The following is a 14742-nucleotide window of genomic DNA, read 5'->3' on the forward strand; positions in this document are numbered from 1 at the left end:
GGAGAGTTCCCCGTATCGCGGGGCTCGAAGCCTTCGTACGACCATACAAAGACGCACCTTCCGAGAAAGGGCCCCGCTGTGGCCGAGAGCGCTGTGGTCGCGCGCCCCAAGCGACTCGTCGTGCTGGTCTCCGGGTCGGGCACGAACCTTCAGGCCCTGATCGACACCATCCACGCCGAGGGAGCAGAGGCCTACGGCGCCGAGATCGTCGCCGTCGGCGCCGACCGTGACGGCATCGCGGGCCTGGAGCGCGCCGAGCGCGCCGGGATCCCGACCTTCGTCTGCCGGGTGAGGGATCACGCGACCCGCGACGAGTGGGACGCGGTGCTCACCGCGGCGACGGCCTCGTACGGACCGGACCTGGTGGTCTCCGCCGGGTTCATGAAGATCGTGGGGAAGGAGTTCCTCGCGCGCTTCGGCGGGCGGTTCGTGAACACGCACCCCGCGCTGCTGCCCAGTTTTCCGGGGGCCCACGCCGTGCGGGACGCCCTCGCGTACGGCGTGAAGGTCACCGGTTGCACCGTCCACTTCGTCGACGACGGCGTCGACACCGGCCCGATCATCGCCCAGGGCGTCGAAGAGGTCCGGGACGGGGACGACGAGAGCGCTCTGCATGAGCGCATCAAGGAAGCCGAGCGCATGCTGCTCGTCACTGTCGTGGGGCGTCTGGCCCGGCACGGCTACCGCATTGAGGGACGAAAGGTTCTTATCCCGTGACCGCCGAAGCTACGAACGCCGAAGCTACGACCGCTGAAGCTACGAACGCCGAATCCAGGAACGCCGAAGCCATGAACGCGACCGCCGCGCAGCGCCCCATCAAGCGCGCGCTCGTCAGCGTCTACGACAAGACCGGCCTGGAAGAGCTCGCGCGCGGGCTGCACGAGGCGGGCGTCGAGCTCGTCTCCACCGGCTCGACCGCCGCGCGGATCGCCGCCGCCGGGGTGCCCGTCACCAAGGTCGAGGAGCTGACCGGCTTCCCCGAGTGCCTGGACGGCCGGGTCAAGACCCTGCACCCGAAGGTCCACGCGGGCATCCTCGCCGACCTGCGCCTGGAGGACCACCGCAACCAGCTCGCCGAGCTGGGCGTCGAGCCCTTCCAGCTCGTGGTCGTGAACCTCTACCCCTTCAAGGAGACCGTCGCCTCGGGCGCGACGCCCGACGAGTGCGTCGAGCAGATCGACATCGGCGGCCCCTCGATGGTCCGCGCCGCCGCCAAGAACCACCCGTCGGTCGCGGTCGTCACCGACCCGAAGCGGTACGCGGACGTCCTCTCGGCCGTCAAGGCGGGCGGCTTCGACCTGGCGGCGCGCAAGCGGCTCGCGGCAGAAGCGTTCCAGCACACCGCCGCGTACGACGTCGCCGTGGCGGGATGGTTCGCCGAGGGGTACGCGGCCGCGGACGAGTCGGGCCACCCGGACTTCCTGGGTGCCACGTACGCGCGTAAGAACGTGCTCCGCTACGGCGAGAACCCGCACCAGGGCGCCGCTCTCTACGTCGACGGCACGGGCGGTCTCGCCGAGGCCGAGCAGCTGCACGGCAAGGAGATGTCGTACAACAACTACACGGACACGGACGCCGCGCGCCGTGCCGCGTACGACCACGACGAGCCCTGCGTCGCGATCATCAAGCACGCCAACCCGTGCGGCATCGCGATCGGCGCGAACGTCGCCGAGGCGCACCGCAAGGCACACGCCTGCGACCCGCTCTCCGCGTTCGGCGGCGTCATCGCCGTGAACCGTCCGGTGTCGAAGGAGATGGCGGAGCAGGTCGCCGACATCTTCACCGAGGTCATCGTCGCGCCGGAGTACGAGGACGGCGCCCTTGAGGTCCTCACCAAGAAGAAGAACATCCGCGTCCTGCGCGCCCACCGGGCGCCGGTCGGCGCCGTCGAGGTCAAGCAGATCGACGGCGGTGCGCTGCTCCAGGTCACCGACCGCCTCCAGGCCGAGGGCGACAACCCCGCCAACTGGACGCTCGCCACGGGCGACGCGTTGAACGCGGGCGAGCTGGCGGAGCTGGCGTTCGCCTGGAAGGCGTCCCGCGCGGTCAAGTCCAACGCGATCCTGCTCGCCAAGGACGGTGCCTCGGTCGGCGTCGGCATGGGCCAGGTCAACCGCGTCGACTCCGCGAAGCTCGCCGTCGAGCGGGCGGGCGAGGAGCGGGCGCGCGGCTCGTACGCCGCCTCCGACGCGTTCTTCCCCTTCCCCGACGGTCTGGAGATCCTGACCGCCGCGGGCGTCAAGGCCGTGGTCCAGCCCGGCGGTTCGGTCCGCGACGAGCTCGTCGTCGAGGCCGCGAAGAAGGCGGGCGTGACGATGTACTTCACGGGGACGCGGCACTTCTTCCACTGAGCCGCTGAGCCGCCGAGCCGCTCGTGACGCGCATATGACGGTGGCCTCGTCCTTCCGCCGGGAAGGACGAGGCCACCGTCATACCCCGTACGGGGCCAAGCCGCTCAGTAGCGCGGGCGGTTGAACCACGCCGTGCCGCTGGGGACGACCGGGGCCATCGTGATGACGACGGCGAAGACGACCCAGATGAGCGGGCCGATGATCGCGCTGGCGAGGCCCGAGTCGAGGCCGACGAAGAGGGCGATGAGGCCGACGATCGCGCCGAGCGCGCCGTAGATCACGGTGGTGATCCGCACGCCCTGCCCGCCGCGGCTGAACTTCACGCCGAGCGTGATCGACAGCGTCGCGAACCCGGCCGCGATGAGGGCACCGACCACGGCGATCCCGGTCAGGGCGTCACCGCCGTCGCTCACACCGCCGAGGCCGAAGTCGTCGGCGCTGTCGGAGACATCGTTGGCGATGGCGGCGACGTACAGGTAGATGACGGCGAAGAGTATCTGCACCGCCGAGATCAGGAAGAGGAAGACGCGCGCCGTGACCAGGAGCCCCGGCATCGACTGCGGCATCATGTTGCCGCCCGGGTAGCCGGGGTAGGCCGGCTGCTGCGGGTAGCCGTAGCCCTGCTGCGGCGGGACGCCGGGCGGGGCCTGCTGGGGGTAGCCGTATCCGGGAGCGGCCGGAGGCTGCTGGGGCGGCTGCCCGTAGGGGTTGTTCGGGTCGCCGTAACTCATGGCGGTCTTCCTCCGTCGGGTAGTGCGGGGACGACGCGGCACATCACGGAGGAAGGTTCTACAGATGCGGTCCGTCCCCCCGACACTGCCCGCGGCACTGTGCCGCATATCGTTCTTTAACCGTGGCTTATTTGTCCAGCCGCATTCCGTGTGTGTTGTGCAAGTGCAACCTCGCTGATCAGCGGGTGGACCGCCGTGCGGCCCGGGGAGCGCCCTGATTGGTACCGGACGGGCCTCATCCGGGAAGATGGGGTCATGACCGCCCAGATTCTCGATGGCAAGGCCACCGCAGCCGCGATCAAGTCCGAACTGACCGCCCGCGTGGCGGCCCTGAAGGAGAAGGGCGTCACGCCCGGACTCGGTACCGTCCTGGTCGGCGACGACCCGGGCAGCCAGAAGTACGTCGCCGGCAAGCACCGCGACTGCGCGCAGGTCGGCATCGCCTCCATCCAGCGTGAACTCCCCGCCACCGCCTCCCAGGAGGAGATCGAGGCGGTCGTCCGCGAGCTCAACGACGACCCCGCCTGCACCGGCTACATCGTCCAGCTCCCGCTGCCCAAGGGCATCGACGAGAACCGCGTCCTGGAGCTGATGGACCCGGACAAGGACGCCGACGGACTGCACCCCATGAACCTCGGCCGCCTCGTCCTGAACGAGCCGGCGCCGCTGCCCTGCACCCCGTACGGCATCATCCGGCTGCTGCGCCAGCACGACGTGGAGATCAAGGGCGCGGAGGTCGTGGTCGTCGGACGCGGCGTGACCATCGGCCGGCCCATGCCGCTCCTTCTCACCCGCAAGTCCGAGAACGCGACGGTCACGCAGTGCCACACCGGCACCCGTGACCTCGCCGCGCACCTGAAGCGGGCCGACATCATCGTGGCCGCCGCGGGTGTCCCGCACCTCATCAAGCCCGAGGACGTGAAGCCGGGCGCGGCCGTCCTGGACGTCGGTGTCTCGCGCGACGAGAGCGGCAAGATCGTCGGCGATGTCCACCCGGGTGTCGCCGAGGTCGCCGGCTGGATCTCCCCGAACCCGGGCGGCGTCGGCCCGATGACCCGCGCCCAGCTCCTGGTGAACGTCGTCGAGGCCGCCGAGCGAAGCGCCGCCGCGAGCTGACCCGGGAGAGGGGCGAGCTCATGAACGCAGAACCTGGGCCGGAGGCCCGGCCCGTTCCGAAGGTGTCGGATGCCTCGGGGGCGCCCGAGGCCTTGGGGCCGTCGGTGTCCGCCGAGACCCCGGAGACCGTGCAGGCCAAGGGCGTGGTCAGCGCGCCCGGCCCGGACGGGAAGCCGCGGAAGGTCTCGCGCCGCTTCCCGCTCTTCACCCGGGACACGGCGCGCCCCGAGGGCGGCGGCCGCGCGGCCGCCAGTGACGCCCCCGCTCCCGCCCGGCAGTGGCCGCTGCTCAGCGTCACCGGCGTGGTCGGACTCGGGCTGCTGCTCACCGCGCTCGACGTGTTCCGCGTCGGCACGATGCTGGTCGGCCTCGCGCTCGTCGGCGGCGCCGTGCTGCGGTGGGCGCTGCCGGACGTGGGGATGCTGGCGGTGCGCTCGCGGTTCACGGACATGGTGACGTACGGAGTGCTGGGCGTCGCCATCGTGCTGCTCGCGATGATGGCGCAGCCGAGCCCGTGGCTGGAGATCCCGTTCCTGGACGACACGCTGCACTTCACGATCGACAGCTAGACACCAGGCGCCCGCGCCCGCGCCTGACGTACGCGTGACGGTGGCCCGTCCTCCCCCCGGGGGACGGGCCACCGTCGTTCTCACCGGCTTCAGGTGTGGACTGGCCAGGTGCGGACTACCACCACACGCCCGCGCGAAGCTTGGCCCAGGTGTTCTTGCCGACCTGACCATCGACGCTGATCCCGGCCTTCTTCTGGACGGTCTTCACCGCGTTGTACGTCTTGGTGCCGAACTTCCCGTCCACGCCGAGGATGGTCGGGTAGCTCGTGTTCCTGTTGATCAGGCACTGGACTTCCTTGATCCGCTTCACCGCGGCGCTGCCCGTCTGACCGGCCTTGGTCAGCGCGGTCCCGTTGTAGTACCCGCAGGAGTAGGCGGCGCCGACGTCCTGCGGGGCGGGGGCGGGCGCGGCGGTGGCCGCCGGGGCGATGGCCAGACCCGAGCCGAGGGCCGCGGTCGCGACGGCCAGAGCGAGGCGCTTGCGAATGATCATGACTTCCCTTCCGTGGCCGCGGGCCGGGTCCCCCCGTTGGGTCCCCCGACGGCCCGCGGTCCGAAGTAGCTCCGGTGGGTGGCCGGTGCCGTGGTGCGGTGGTGCTGAGCAAGAAGTTACGGATCCGCCGGGCGGGCGTCGTCCCGCAGCGGGTTGACGTTCGGGCGCACCTCACGTCGTAGCCGCCCGGTTCCTGCAACTTCCGCGGTACCGCGCATGGTTGACGTTCCGGCGCCCGCACGAGGGTTACGCTGCGGCGATGCGGATCCGCCCCCTCGTCGTCGACGCGCTCATCGCGGTCGCCCTGATCACGGTGGCCGTACTGCTCGGCCAGGAATCCGTGCGACAGGGCTGGCCCGAACTCGACGCCACCGGATACGCGCTGCTCGCCCTGGCCAATCTCCCCGCGGTGCTGCGCGGCAAGGCGCCGCTCGCCGTACTCCTCTTCGTGCACGCGGTGTGGATCGTGTACGTCACGGTCGGCTACTGGCCCGTCCTCAACACCTTCGCGCCCATGCTTGCCGTCTACACGGTCGCGTCGCTGCGGCCCACCCGCGTCTCCCTGCCCTGCGCGGCCTTGATGAGCGCGGTGTGGATCTACGCCGGTCTGCTGGCGGACGGCTCGGGGATGGCGGCCGTCGTCGCGCAGGCCATCGGGTTCCCGCTGGTGCTGTGGCGCTTCGGGTACGTCGCACGCCGGACGGCCGAACTGGCCCGGCAGCTGAAGCGGGAGCAGGACGAACGCGCCAGGCGCGAGGTCGCCGAGGAGCGGGGCCGCATCGCCCGCGAGCTGCACGACGTGGTCGCCCACCACATGTCGGTGATATCCGTGCAGGCGGGCCTCGCCACGTTCGTCTTCGGCTCGGACCCCGCCACGGCGCGCGCCGCGCTCGGCACCATCTCCGGCACCAGCGGCGAGGCGCTCGAAGAGCTGCGCCGCATGCTGCGGCTGCTGCGCGCGGAGGACGGCGAGGACGGCGACGGCGGCGCGCCGGAGGCGCCCATGCCGGGGCTGGCCCGGCTGTCGGAGATGGTCGAGCGGGTCCGCGCGGGCGGGGTGCGCGTCGAGTTGCGCGTCACGGGAACCGCCCGACCGCTCGCCCCCGGCATCGAACTGTGCGCGTACCGAGTGGTGCAGGAGGCGCTGACCAACGTACTGAAGCACGCCCACGGGTCCTGTGCGGACGTCGAACTGGCCTACCGCGAACGGCACATCGAGGTTTCGGTCATCAATGACGGGCAGGGGGTGATTCAGGACAGAGTACGAACCGGCAGCGGGCATGGCTTGATTGGAATGCGGGAGCGGGCCAAGCTCTACGGCGGGACGATCAGCATCGGCCCGCTGAGCGAGGGGGGATTCGCCGTGCGTCTCACCCTGCCGACCTCGGCGCAGGCCGTGGCGCGGGGGAACGACGGGGCGGAATGACCGGATGACCGGCTCCATCAAGGTACTTGTCGTCGACGACCAGTTCCTCATCCGTGCGGGACTGGTCGGACTGCTGCGCGCCGCGACCGGCATCGAGGTCGTCGGCGAGGCGGGCGACGGGGACGAGGCCGTCGAACTCGCCGCCCGCACCTGCCCCGACGTCATCCTCATGGACATCCGGATGCCGGGCATGAACGGCATCACGGCCACCACGAAGATCCTCGCCCAGGCCGTCGAACCGGTCCCGCGCGTCCTGGTGCTCACCACCTTCGACCTCGATGAGTACGTGTACGGGGCGCTGCGCGCGGGCGCCTCCGGGTTCCTGCTGAAGGACTCCGGGCCGGAACGGCTGCTGGCCGCGGTGGCGGCGGTCGGCGGCGGTGACGCCCTCTTCGCGCCCAGCGTGACGCGGCGCCTCGTCGAGGCGTTCGCGCGGCAGACGACGGGACACGGCGGCGACGACTGCCGGCCGCCGCCGGACCTGGGCGCGTTGACCCAGCGCGAGGTCGAGGTCCTGAAGCTGATCGCGCGGGGCCTCACCAACGCGGACATCGCCGAGCGGCTCTACATCAGCGAGGCCACCGTCAAGACGCACCTCAACCGCACGATGAGCAAACTCGACCTGGACAGTCGGGCCCAGGCGGTGGTGGTGGCGTATGAGACGGGGCTCGTCACGCCGGGTGTGGGGCCGGGGGCGGGGGCCTGACCCCCTCTTGGCTGTGGCTCAGCAGGTGACGACCTTGCCGTAGGAGCCGCGGCCCCAGTTCCACTCCCACTGCTCGCGGTGCTGGTAGGTGAGGCACGGCGAGTCGTTGCCCCAGTCGATGACGACCTTCAGGTGCATGGCGTGGCCGCAGAGGTTGGTCACCTTCACGTACTTCTTGTGCTTGATGACGTCCCGCTTGACGCAGGCCGGGGCGGTGCCGTGGACCGCGGCTGCCGAGGCCTTGTGGGGCTGGTGGGCCTTGGGGGTCGCCGCCGCGGTGGGGGAGGTCACGAGGGTGGCGCCCAGGAGGGCGGAGACGGCGAGGAGGGTGCCGGAGAGGTGCTTCATGTCTGCGTTCCCTTGGTGAGGTGCGTGCTGCTGCCGTTGCCTCACCGACCTTGCCGGGCCTTTCGGGCTTGCGGCATGAATACGGCTGAAGTGCACCCTTTCGGGGAAAAGAGACGACGCCCGTCCTCTCCCCCGTGGGAGGACGGGCGCCGCCGTTCGGGGTGGTGTGTTTCCTGATGGAATCTCCCGATGTAAGCGGTGCGTTCCGCTTGAGATCCAGAGTCATGCACGCGCCAATCGCGTTCAAGGGATGCCGGGTCCCTGTGGCACGGAGGTGACCATTCCGCAACGGTGTTCGCGGCCTGCAACGAGCCTGATCCGATGTCTGTGACGGACCGCGCGCGGCGGTGGGACACTGTTCCGCGGGCCGGCGGGCCGGCGGGGTGCGACGGTGCACGCCGGTGGCCCGTAACGCGCCCGTGCGCCCCCGCTCCGGGAACTGACATCCTGGCTCTACGCATCCCTCTGGGTAGTGCCGGAAGGCGACCGCAGGCACCACGCGAGGGGCGGAACTGGAACGTACGGGGGCAGGACAGGCACGTACGGGGGGAACAGAGGGGGACTAATGCCTCGTTGGAAGGCGCTACCGGATGAGCTCGACCCGCAGGTCAGGGAGTTCGCCAACCAGCTGCGCAGGCTCGTCGACCGCAGTGGGCTGAGCATCGCGGCGGTCTCGGACCGCACCGGCTACAGCAAGACGTCGTGGGAGCGCTATCTGAACGGGCGGCTGCTCGCGCCGAAGGGGGCGATCGTCGCGCTGGCCGAGGTGACGGGCACACAGCCGGTGCATCTCATCACCATGTGGGAGCTGGCGGAGCGGGCCTGGAGCCGGTCCGAGATGCGGCACGACATGACGATGCAGGCGATACGGATCTCGCAGGCGCGGGCGGCGTTGGGTGAGCTGGGGGAGCCGGGCGCGGGCCCGGCCGCGTCCTCCGCCTCGTCCGCCGCTGGGGCCGCGTCTGCGTCCGCGCCCCCGGCTTCCGCTCCACCCCCTTCCGCGTCCTCCCCCTCCTCCCCCTCCTCCCCCTCCTCGTCCCCGTGGGAGTTGTCCAAGGCCGCCAAGCCGGGGCGGCGGAACGGCTCCGGGGGTGCCGGGAGTCTGACGGGTGTGGCCGGGCCGGCGGGTGTCTCGCCCACGGTGCCGCCGCAGACCCCGTCCTCGTACGGTGACGCGTCCGTGTCGGCCTTCGGCGCGGTCGGCGGGGGTGCGGCCGGGGCGCCGCCGGTCGCCGGGCCGCTGCGCGGCGGGGACTCGCCCGACAGGCAGCGGAGGCGGCGGAAGCTGACGATGTTCCTCGCGGGGGTGGTCGGGGCGCTCGTCGTCATCGCGGCCGCGGTCTTCCTCACCGATCTGGGCGGCGACAAGGCCAAGGACGAGACGAAGCCGTCCGTGGCGCCGACCACGAGCGACGCGAAGCTCCCGGCCGGGGTGGAGTGCAGGGGCGCGGACTGCGCGGGCAAGGACCCCGAGAACATGGGCTGCGGCGGTGAGCTGGCGACGACGACGTCGCGGGCCACGGTCGGCAACACGCTGATCGAGGTGCGGTACAGCAAGACGTGCGGGGCCGCGTGGGCGCGGATCACCCAGGCGACGCCGGGGGACAAGGTCACGATCACGGGTTCCGGCGGGGGCGGCTCGGCCAAGCAGACGGGCACGGTGAACGAGGACTTCGACGCGTATACGCCGATGGTGGCGGTCAAGGCGGGGGCCACGGCCAAGGCGTGCGCGGCGTTGGCCTCGGGGGAAGCGGGCTGTACGCGGTAGTGCGCGGCGCCGCCTCGGGCGTGCCGTGTGCGGGCGCCCGCTCGCTGCCGGGCCACTCCGTTCCACTTCTACTGCGCTCCGCCCGGCTTCCGCTGTGCTCCGCTCGGCGCGACGCGGGAGAAAAAGAGGGAGAGGAGTGCATGGGTCGGAGACGAGAGGGCAGGCGCACCGTACCCCCACGGGAGTGGTCACACCCCCACGGCGGTCGCCACGCTCCCTCCCCCGAGGTGGCGACCGCCTCCCCGGGCCACGAGACCTGTTCGGGCTCGGCGGCGCGATCTGTGGGCCGGGCCACACCGACCCGGCGGTCGGGCCCGCCCGGGGCGCGATAGCCTGGCGGCGGATCTCTCTTGATGCCAAGAGATCGATCATCGAGAGGCGATCGAGGACTCGGCGCGGCGTCGGCGGGGATCCAGGAAAAAGGGGATCCAGTACACCAGTACGAGGGACAGGGAACCCCACCGCCAGCTGTCTTACGGAGATCGCCATGACCCGCACTCCCGTGAATGTCACCGTCACCGGCGCGGCCGGCCAGATCGGCTACGCGCTGCTCTTCCGCATCGCCTCCGGCCACCTGCTCGGCGCTGACGTGCCGGTCAACCTGCGCCTTCTTGAGATCACGCCGGCGCTGAAGGCCGCCGAGGGCACCGCCATGGAGCTCGACGACTGCGCCTTCCCGCTGCTCAACGGCATCGAGATCAGCGATGACCCCAACGTCGCCTTCGACGGCGCCAACGTCGCCCTCCTCGTCGGCGCCCGCCCCCGCACCAAGGGCATGGAGCGCGGTGACCTCCTGGAGGCCAACGGCGGCATCTTCAAGCCGCAGGGCAAGGCCATCAACGACCACGCCGCCGACGACATCAAGGTGCTGGTGGTGGGCAACCCCGCCAACACCAACGCGCTCATCGCGCAGGCCGCCGCCCCGGACGTACCGGCGGAGCGCTTCACCGCGATGACCCGTCTGGACCACAACCGCGCCCTGTCGCAGCTCGCGAAGAAGACCGGCTCGTCGGTCTCCGACATCAAGCGCCTCACCATCTGGGGCAACCACTCGGCCACCCAGTACCCGGACATCTTCCACGCGGAGATCGCCGGCAAGAACGCCGCCGAGGTTGTCAACGACCAGGCATGGCTCGCCGACGACTTCATCCCGACCGTCGCCAAGCGCGGCGCCGCGATCATCGAGGCCCGTGGCGCGTCCTCCGCCGCGTCCGCCGCCAACGCCGCCATCGACCACGTCCACACCTGGGTCAACGGCACGGCCGACGGCGACTGGGCCTCCATGGGCATCCCGTCGGACGGTTCGTACGGCGTTCCGGAGGGGCTCATCTCCTCCTTCCCCGTCACCGCCAAGGACGGCAAGTACGAGATCGTCCAGGGCCTGGAGATCAACGAGTTCTCGCGTACGCGCATCGACGCGTCCGTCAAGGAGCTCACCGAGGAGCGCGAGGCCGTGCGCGGTCTCGGCCTCATCTGACCCACGACGCCCCTTGGGGACCTTCCGCCCCCGGCGGCCGCTCACCGCGGCTGCCGGGGGCGGCGTCGTGTCTTTCCGTACCCCCAGGTCACGATCGCCGCAGCGGCCACCACCACCAGCGCCACGACGCGCAGCGCCGTCGCCATGCCGTCGGTGAAGCCCGTCGACGCGTGCGAGGCGAGCGTCGTTCCGGTGACGGCCACGCCGAGCGCGGCGCCCACCTCGCGAGCCGAGGTGCTGAGCCCGGAGCCGAGCCCCGCCTGGCGCGCGGGGAGCGAGCCGACGACGCTGAGCGTCAGCACGGGCATGCACAGCCCGGTGCCCGCCGAGATGACCAGCAGCCAACAGGCGTACAGCGCGTAGGGGGTCGACGCTCCAGCGGTGGACGTGCCGAGCAGGCCGAGGCCGATCAGGAGCAGTCCGCCGCCCGCCACGGGCCGGGGCCGTCCGGACCAGCGCGCCGCGAGTCTGGGGACCAGTGCCATGCCGACCGTGAGCGGGATGATGGCGAGGCCCGCGCGGGCGGCGCCGTACCCCTTCACGTACTGCAGGTACTGCGAGTTGACGTAGAAGAGCGAGAAGAGCCCGAAGAAGCTCGCGGCCGTGCCGAGTGTCGCGGCGCGCAGCCGCCGGGAGGCGAAGACACGCGGGTCGAAGAGCGGGGCGCGTGAGCGCAGGGCATGGACGGCGAACAGGGTGATCAGGGCGGCGCCCACCGCGAAGGCGCCCAGGATGCGGGCGGACGTCCAGCCGTACAGCGGGCTCTCGATGATGCCGAAGAGCAGGGCGAACAGGCCGCCGGTCAGCAGGAGCGTGCCGATGGGGTCCAGGGCGGGGGCCTCGACCGCCTTGTCGGTACGAGGAGTCGCGCGGGCCACGGCGAGGGCGAGCAGTGCGGCGAGCGGCACCATGACCCAGAACAGCGCGCGCCAGGACAGGTACTGGCCGATCACTCCGCCGCCGAGGTTGCCCGCGAGCCCGCCGAGGCCGGCGGCGAGCGTCCAGGACGCGAGGGCGCGCGGGCGGTGCGCGGGCGGCGCGACGCGCATCAGGATCGACATGGTCGCGGGCATGATCAGCGCGGCGCCCGCGCCGGAGACGCCGCGCCCGGCGATCAGCACCGCCGGGGAGGCGGCGAGCGCGCTGACGGCGGCCCCGGCGGCGAAGAGCCCGAGTCCGCAGAGCAGCGCGCCCTTGCGGCCGTACCGGTCGCCGAGCGCGCCGGCCGGGATGAGGAGCCCCGCGAAGACGATGACGTACGCGTCGACCGTCCACAGCAGTTCGCTGGACGACGGGTGCAGGGAGGACGAAGTGAGCTGTGGGACGAGGAGGTTGATGGCGGCGACCATGCCCTGCGCGACGATGACGCAGGCGCAGAGGGTGAGCAGGGTCGACCGTTTCAGCGCGGGCTCTGTGACGGGCGGCCGGGTCGGTGTGCGGGCAGGCGAGAGCAAGGCTCCTCCTGGGGAGCGTCGGGGCGTGGGAAGTGCTGCCACCGTAGGCTCGGCACCGACTTGCTTTCCAGTGCAACTTACGCAAGGGATGAATGCGTATGACGCAATCCAGCGGTTCCGGCAGTTCTGGCAGTTCTGGCAGTCCTGGCAGTTCTGGCGGTTCCAGGTGTTCCAGGGGTTCCAGCGGGGCGGGCCTCGACCTCAATCTGCTGCTTGCCCTCGATGTCCTGCTCGACGAGCAGAGCGTGTCCGGCGCCGCGCGGCGCCTGCACCTCTCGGAGCCCGCGATGAGCCGTACGCTCGGCCGCATCCGCAAGGCACTGGGCGACCCCGTCCTCGTACGGGCCGGGCGGCAGATGGTGCCGACGCCGCACGCACTGGCCGTTCACGCGGAGGTCAGCGCCGTGGTGGAGCGGGCCCGCGCGCTCTTCGCCGGGCCCGGCGCCGTCGACCTGCGCACGGTCTCCCGCACCCTGACGATCCTCGGCAACGACGCGCTCGCCGCCGCCTACGGCCCCGCGCTCTTCGCCCGCGCCGCCGAGGAGGCCCCGGGCGTACGGCTCCGCTTCCTCGGCGAGAGCCACGTGGACGCGCCTCTGCTGCGGCAGGGCACCGCCGACCTGGAACTCGGCGTCATCGACGCGACCGAGCCCGAGGTGCGCGTGGAGCACCTCCGGGACGACCGGATGCTCGGTGTCGTACGCCGTGGACACCCGCTGCTGAAGGGCGAGTTGACGGCGCGTCGGTTCGCGGCGGCCGACCACGTCACCGTGTCGCGGCGCGGCCGTCTCTCCGGGCCGCTGGACGCCGCGCTCGCCGAACTCGGCTTGCGGCGGCGGGTGGTGGGCAGCGTGGGGACGTTCGCGTCGTCCGTCTTCATCCTGCCGCGCACGGACCTGGTGGGCCTGGTGACGTCGTGGTCCCGCTCCCTGACGGACACGTTGGGCCTCGTCACCTTCGAGATCCCCCTCGACCTGCCGCCGCTGCCGCTGGGCATGGCCTGGCATCCTCGGCACGACGCGGATCCGGCGCATGCGTGGCTGCGGGGGTGTGCGCGGGAGCTTCTGCTGCGGGCGTCCGCGACGGCCGGTTCATTCGGCGCGGAGTGAGGCGGTGAGCCAGTCCGCCGTGCGGGCGCCGTTCACCACGCCCGGGATGACGCTGTCACCGCCGTCGACCACGAGCAGCGGGCTGGCGATGCGGGCGGCGCTGCTCCCGGCGGGCTTGTCCCTGCCCGCGACGCCGGGCATCCGCGTCATCCTCCTGGCGGGCCCAACGCCCCGCACAGAACTCGCCGCGCTGTGCCAGCCGTTGGCCAACACGCACCGCTGGCTGGGGCGCGACCCGGCCCGGGACTGGCTCCCGTCCTGAGCCCGCCTCAGCCCACCTCAGCCCGCGAGTGACCGCACGTCGGGCACAGCCGCGGCGACGGCGACGGCGACGTCCGGGACCCGGCAGTCACGGCACCGCCCGGGCTCCGGGGCGCGGAACGGCCGGTCGCAGCCCTCGCACTCCTGGAGCGGGATGACATCGGACGCCGCCTCGGGACGGGGCAGCGACGGCGGCAGCCACTGCGCGAGGCGGTGGGCGAGGAGCCCGGCCGGGCGGTGAATGGGAAGGCCGGGAAGGTTCGCGCAGAGCGTGCGGGCGATCTGGACGGGCGGAACATCCCGCTCCAGCCAGGCGTCGACGGCCGGAACGAGGGCGGCGACATCGCGTACGGAGAGGGTCAGACGCGGATCGTGGCGGCGCAGCCCGGCGAGGAGATCGGCGGCGGGCCCGGTGGGCGGAGGCGGTGTGACCGTGGTGCGCGGCGGCTTGACCAGGCAGACGCGCGGGGCCTGGGGGGCCACCGTCGTCTGGGTGCCGGGGCACTCGACGTACGTCGTACGCGTGACGATCCGCTGCCCGCTGGTGCGTTCCTTGACGCGTCGCAGATAGCCCGCGGCTTCAAGTTCCCGTAGGGCTGCGGCGATGCGGTACTCGCTCTCCGGGAAGTGCGCGGCCAGGACCTTGATGCCGACGCGTGCCCCGTCGGGCAGGGACTGGATGTAGACGGCGAGGCCGATCGCGGTCGCGGAGAGCCCGCGGTGCTGGGCGAGGTGATTGCCGACGACGGTGAAGTGGGTGGCGTGGCGGTGGCGGATGTGGGTGACACCGCCGCCGGTCGCGGTGCTGCCGGGGGCAGGCGCGTTAGACTTAAGGGAACTCATGGGGAAGCTGCTATTCCTCGTGACTAGGCCCTCGGATCGGGATTGCAGTCCCGCCGGGGGCCGTTTCTGTTTGTGGTTGTCGGCGCGAAC

15 protein-coding genes are annotated in these 14742 nt (G+C 71.6%); 9 read left to right on the forward strand and 6 right to left on the reverse strand.

What is annotated here, in order from left to right:
- Nucleotides 1-78 precede the first annotated feature (78 nt).
- Together purN and purH are read left to right on the forward strand one after the other, a co-directional pair.
- Nucleotides 79-717 carry a phosphoribosylglycinamide formyltransferase gene (purN, locus tag ACWDVB_RS08775; protein WP_451514855.1) on the forward strand — a complete coding sequence of 213 codons (639 nt, stop codon included), beginning with the start codon at nucleotides 79-81 and terminating at the stop codon, nucleotides 715-717.
- Nucleotides 718-788: 71 nt separating this feature from the next.
- Nucleotides 789-2351, forward strand: coding sequence for a bifunctional phosphoribosylaminoimidazolecarboxamide formyltransferase/IMP cyclohydrolase (purH, locus tag ACWDVB_RS08780; protein ID WP_451514856.1), 1563 nt, complete (start codon nucleotides 789-791; stop codon nucleotides 2349-2351).
- Between the two features lie 104 nt (nucleotides 2352-2455).
- Here purH and ACWDVB_RS08785 read toward each other — a convergent pair whose 3' ends face one another.
- Nucleotides 2456-3082: a hypothetical protein gene (locus ACWDVB_RS08785; RefSeq protein WP_451514857.1), complete on the reverse strand. Its 627-nt coding sequence runs from the start codon at nucleotides 3080-3082 to the stop codon at nucleotides 2456-2458.
- Nucleotides 3083-3337: 255 nt separating this feature from the next.
- Here ACWDVB_RS08785 and ACWDVB_RS08790 point away from each other — a divergent pair, with 255 nt between their 5' ends.
- Both ACWDVB_RS08790 and ACWDVB_RS08795 read left to right on the forward strand, forming a co-directional pair.
- Nucleotides 3338-4198: a bifunctional methylenetetrahydrofolate dehydrogenase/methenyltetrahydrofolate cyclohydrolase gene (locus ACWDVB_RS08790; RefSeq protein ID WP_451514858.1), complete on the forward strand. Its 861-nt coding sequence runs from the start codon at nucleotides 3338-3340 to the stop codon at nucleotides 4196-4198.
- A gap of 20 nt (nucleotides 4199-4218) precedes the next feature.
- Entirely contained in the window at nucleotides 4219-4767 is a 549-nt protein-coding gene (locus ACWDVB_RS08795; protein WP_451514859.1) for a DUF3017 domain-containing protein, read from the forward strand.
- A 115-nt stretch (nucleotides 4768-4882) separates the two neighbouring features.
- On the opposite strand, the gene ACWDVB_RS08800 is transcribed toward ACWDVB_RS08795, so the two are convergent.
- The gene (locus ACWDVB_RS08800) at nucleotides 4883-5260 is read right to left on the reverse strand and encodes a peptidoglycan-binding domain-containing protein (RefSeq protein ID WP_451514860.1); all 378 of its coding nucleotides are present in this window, start codon (nucleotides 5258-5260) and stop codon (nucleotides 4883-4885) included.
- 259 nt (nucleotides 5261-5519) lie between these two features.
- On the opposite strand from ACWDVB_RS08800, the gene ACWDVB_RS08805 reads away from it, so the two are divergent.
- Nucleotides 5520-6686 (forward strand): sensor histidine kinase, encoded by a 1167-nt coding sequence (locus ACWDVB_RS08805; RefSeq protein ID WP_451514861.1) that lies wholly within the window; start codon nucleotides 5520-5522, stop codon nucleotides 6684-6686.
- 4 nt (nucleotides 6687-6690) lie between these two features.
- Nucleotides 6691-7392 (forward strand): response regulator, encoded by a 702-nt coding sequence (locus ACWDVB_RS08810; protein WP_451514862.1) that lies wholly within the window; start codon nucleotides 6691-6693, stop codon nucleotides 7390-7392.
- Between the two features lie 18 nt (nucleotides 7393-7410).
- Here ACWDVB_RS08810 and ACWDVB_RS08815 read toward each other — a convergent pair whose 3' ends face one another.
- Nucleotides 7411-7740, reverse strand: a complete 330-nt coding sequence (locus tag ACWDVB_RS08815; RefSeq protein ID WP_451514863.1) for a hypothetical protein — start codon at nucleotides 7738-7740, stop codon at nucleotides 7411-7413.
- A gap of 565 nt (nucleotides 7741-8305) precedes the next feature.
- On the opposite strand from ACWDVB_RS08815, the gene ACWDVB_RS08820 reads away from it, so the two are divergent.
- Nucleotides 8306-9508, forward strand: coding sequence for an XRE family transcriptional regulator (locus ACWDVB_RS08820; protein WP_451514864.1), 1203 nt, complete (start codon nucleotides 8306-8308; stop codon nucleotides 9506-9508).
- A gap of 487 nt (nucleotides 9509-9995) precedes the next feature.
- Nucleotides 9996-10985: a malate dehydrogenase gene (locus tag ACWDVB_RS08825; protein ID WP_451514865.1), complete on the forward strand. Its 990-nt coding sequence runs from the start codon at nucleotides 9996-9998 to the stop codon at nucleotides 10983-10985.
- Nucleotides 10986-11026: 41 nt separating this feature from the next.
- Here the strand turns inward: ACWDVB_RS08825 and ACWDVB_RS08830 are convergent, their stop codons facing one another.
- On the reverse strand, nucleotides 11027-12439 hold the full coding sequence (locus ACWDVB_RS08830) for an MFS transporter (RefSeq protein WP_451514866.1): 1413 nt from the start codon (nucleotides 12437-12439) through the stop codon (nucleotides 11027-11029).
- Between the two features lie 92 nt (nucleotides 12440-12531).
- On the opposite strand from ACWDVB_RS08830, the gene ACWDVB_RS08835 reads away from it, so the two are divergent.
- The gene (locus ACWDVB_RS08835) at nucleotides 12532-13548 is read left to right on the forward strand and encodes a LysR family transcriptional regulator (protein WP_451514867.1); all 1017 of its coding nucleotides are present in this window, start codon (nucleotides 12532-12534) and stop codon (nucleotides 13546-13548) included.
- Here the strand turns inward: ACWDVB_RS08835 and ACWDVB_RS08840 are convergent.
- Nucleotides 13531-13689: a hypothetical protein gene (locus ACWDVB_RS08840; RefSeq protein ID WP_451514868.1), complete on the reverse strand. Its 159-nt coding sequence runs from the start codon at nucleotides 13687-13689 to the stop codon at nucleotides 13531-13533. The two genes, ACWDVB_RS08835 and ACWDVB_RS08840, sit on opposite strands and share 18 nt — an antisense overlap.
- Before the next feature lie 138 nt (nucleotides 13690-13827).
- Nucleotides 13828-14652, reverse strand: a complete 825-nt coding sequence (locus ACWDVB_RS08845; protein ID WP_451514869.1) for a helix-turn-helix domain-containing protein — start codon at nucleotides 14650-14652, stop codon at nucleotides 13828-13830.
- Nucleotides 14653-14742: the final 90 nt, after the last annotated feature.

This window comes from Streptomyces sp. NPDC003379 (assembly GCF_053589195.1).

What these genes read in the sequence shown, in the direction of transcription:
- ACWDVB_RS08840 (WP_451514868.1), bottom strand. Translation starts at nt 13,689, where the DNA reads ATGCCCGGCGTCGCGGGCAGGGACAAGCCCGCCGGGAGCAGCGCCGCC.
- ACWDVB_RS08785 (WP_451514857.1), bottom strand. Translation starts at nt 3,082, where the DNA reads ATGAGTTACGGCGACCCGAACAACCCCTACGGGCAGCCGCCCCAGCAG.
- ACWDVB_RS08835 (WP_451514867.1), top strand. Translation starts at nt 12,532, where the DNA reads ATGCGTATGACGCAATCCAGCGGTTCCGGCAGTTCTGGCAGTTCTGGC.
- ACWDVB_RS08815 (WP_451514863.1), bottom strand. Translation starts at nt 7,740, where the DNA reads ATGAAGCACCTCTCCGGCACCCTCCTCGCCGTCTCCGCCCTCCTGGGC.
- ACWDVB_RS08820 (WP_451514864.1), top strand. Translation starts at nt 8,306, where the DNA reads ATGCCTCGTTGGAAGGCGCTACCGGATGAGCTCGACCCGCAGGTCAGG.
- ACWDVB_RS08795 (WP_451514859.1), top strand. Translation starts at nt 4,219, where the DNA reads ATGAACGCAGAACCTGGGCCGGAGGCCCGGCCCGTTCCGAAGGTGTCG.
- purH (WP_451514856.1), top strand. Translation starts at nt 789, where the DNA reads ATGAACGCGACCGCCGCGCAGCGCCCCATCAAGCGCGCGCTCGTCAGC.
- ACWDVB_RS08790 (WP_451514858.1), top strand. Translation starts at nt 3,338, where the DNA reads ATGACCGCCCAGATTCTCGATGGCAAGGCCACCGCAGCCGCGATCAAG.
- ACWDVB_RS08825 (WP_451514865.1), top strand. Translation starts at nt 9,996, where the DNA reads ATGACCCGCACTCCCGTGAATGTCACCGTCACCGGCGCGGCCGGCCAG.
- ACWDVB_RS08810 (WP_451514862.1), top strand. Translation starts at nt 6,691, where the DNA reads ATGACCGGCTCCATCAAGGTACTTGTCGTCGACGACCAGTTCCTCATC.
- ACWDVB_RS08800 (WP_451514860.1), bottom strand. Translation starts at nt 5,260, where the DNA reads ATGATCATTCGCAAGCGCCTCGCTCTGGCCGTCGCGACCGCGGCCCTC.
- ACWDVB_RS08805 (WP_451514861.1), top strand. Translation starts at nt 5,520, where the DNA reads ATGCGGATCCGCCCCCTCGTCGTCGACGCGCTCATCGCGGTCGCCCTG.
- ACWDVB_RS08845 (WP_451514869.1), bottom strand. Translation starts at nt 14,652, where the DNA reads ATGAGTTCCCTTAAGTCTAACGCGCCTGCCCCCGGCAGCACCGCGACC.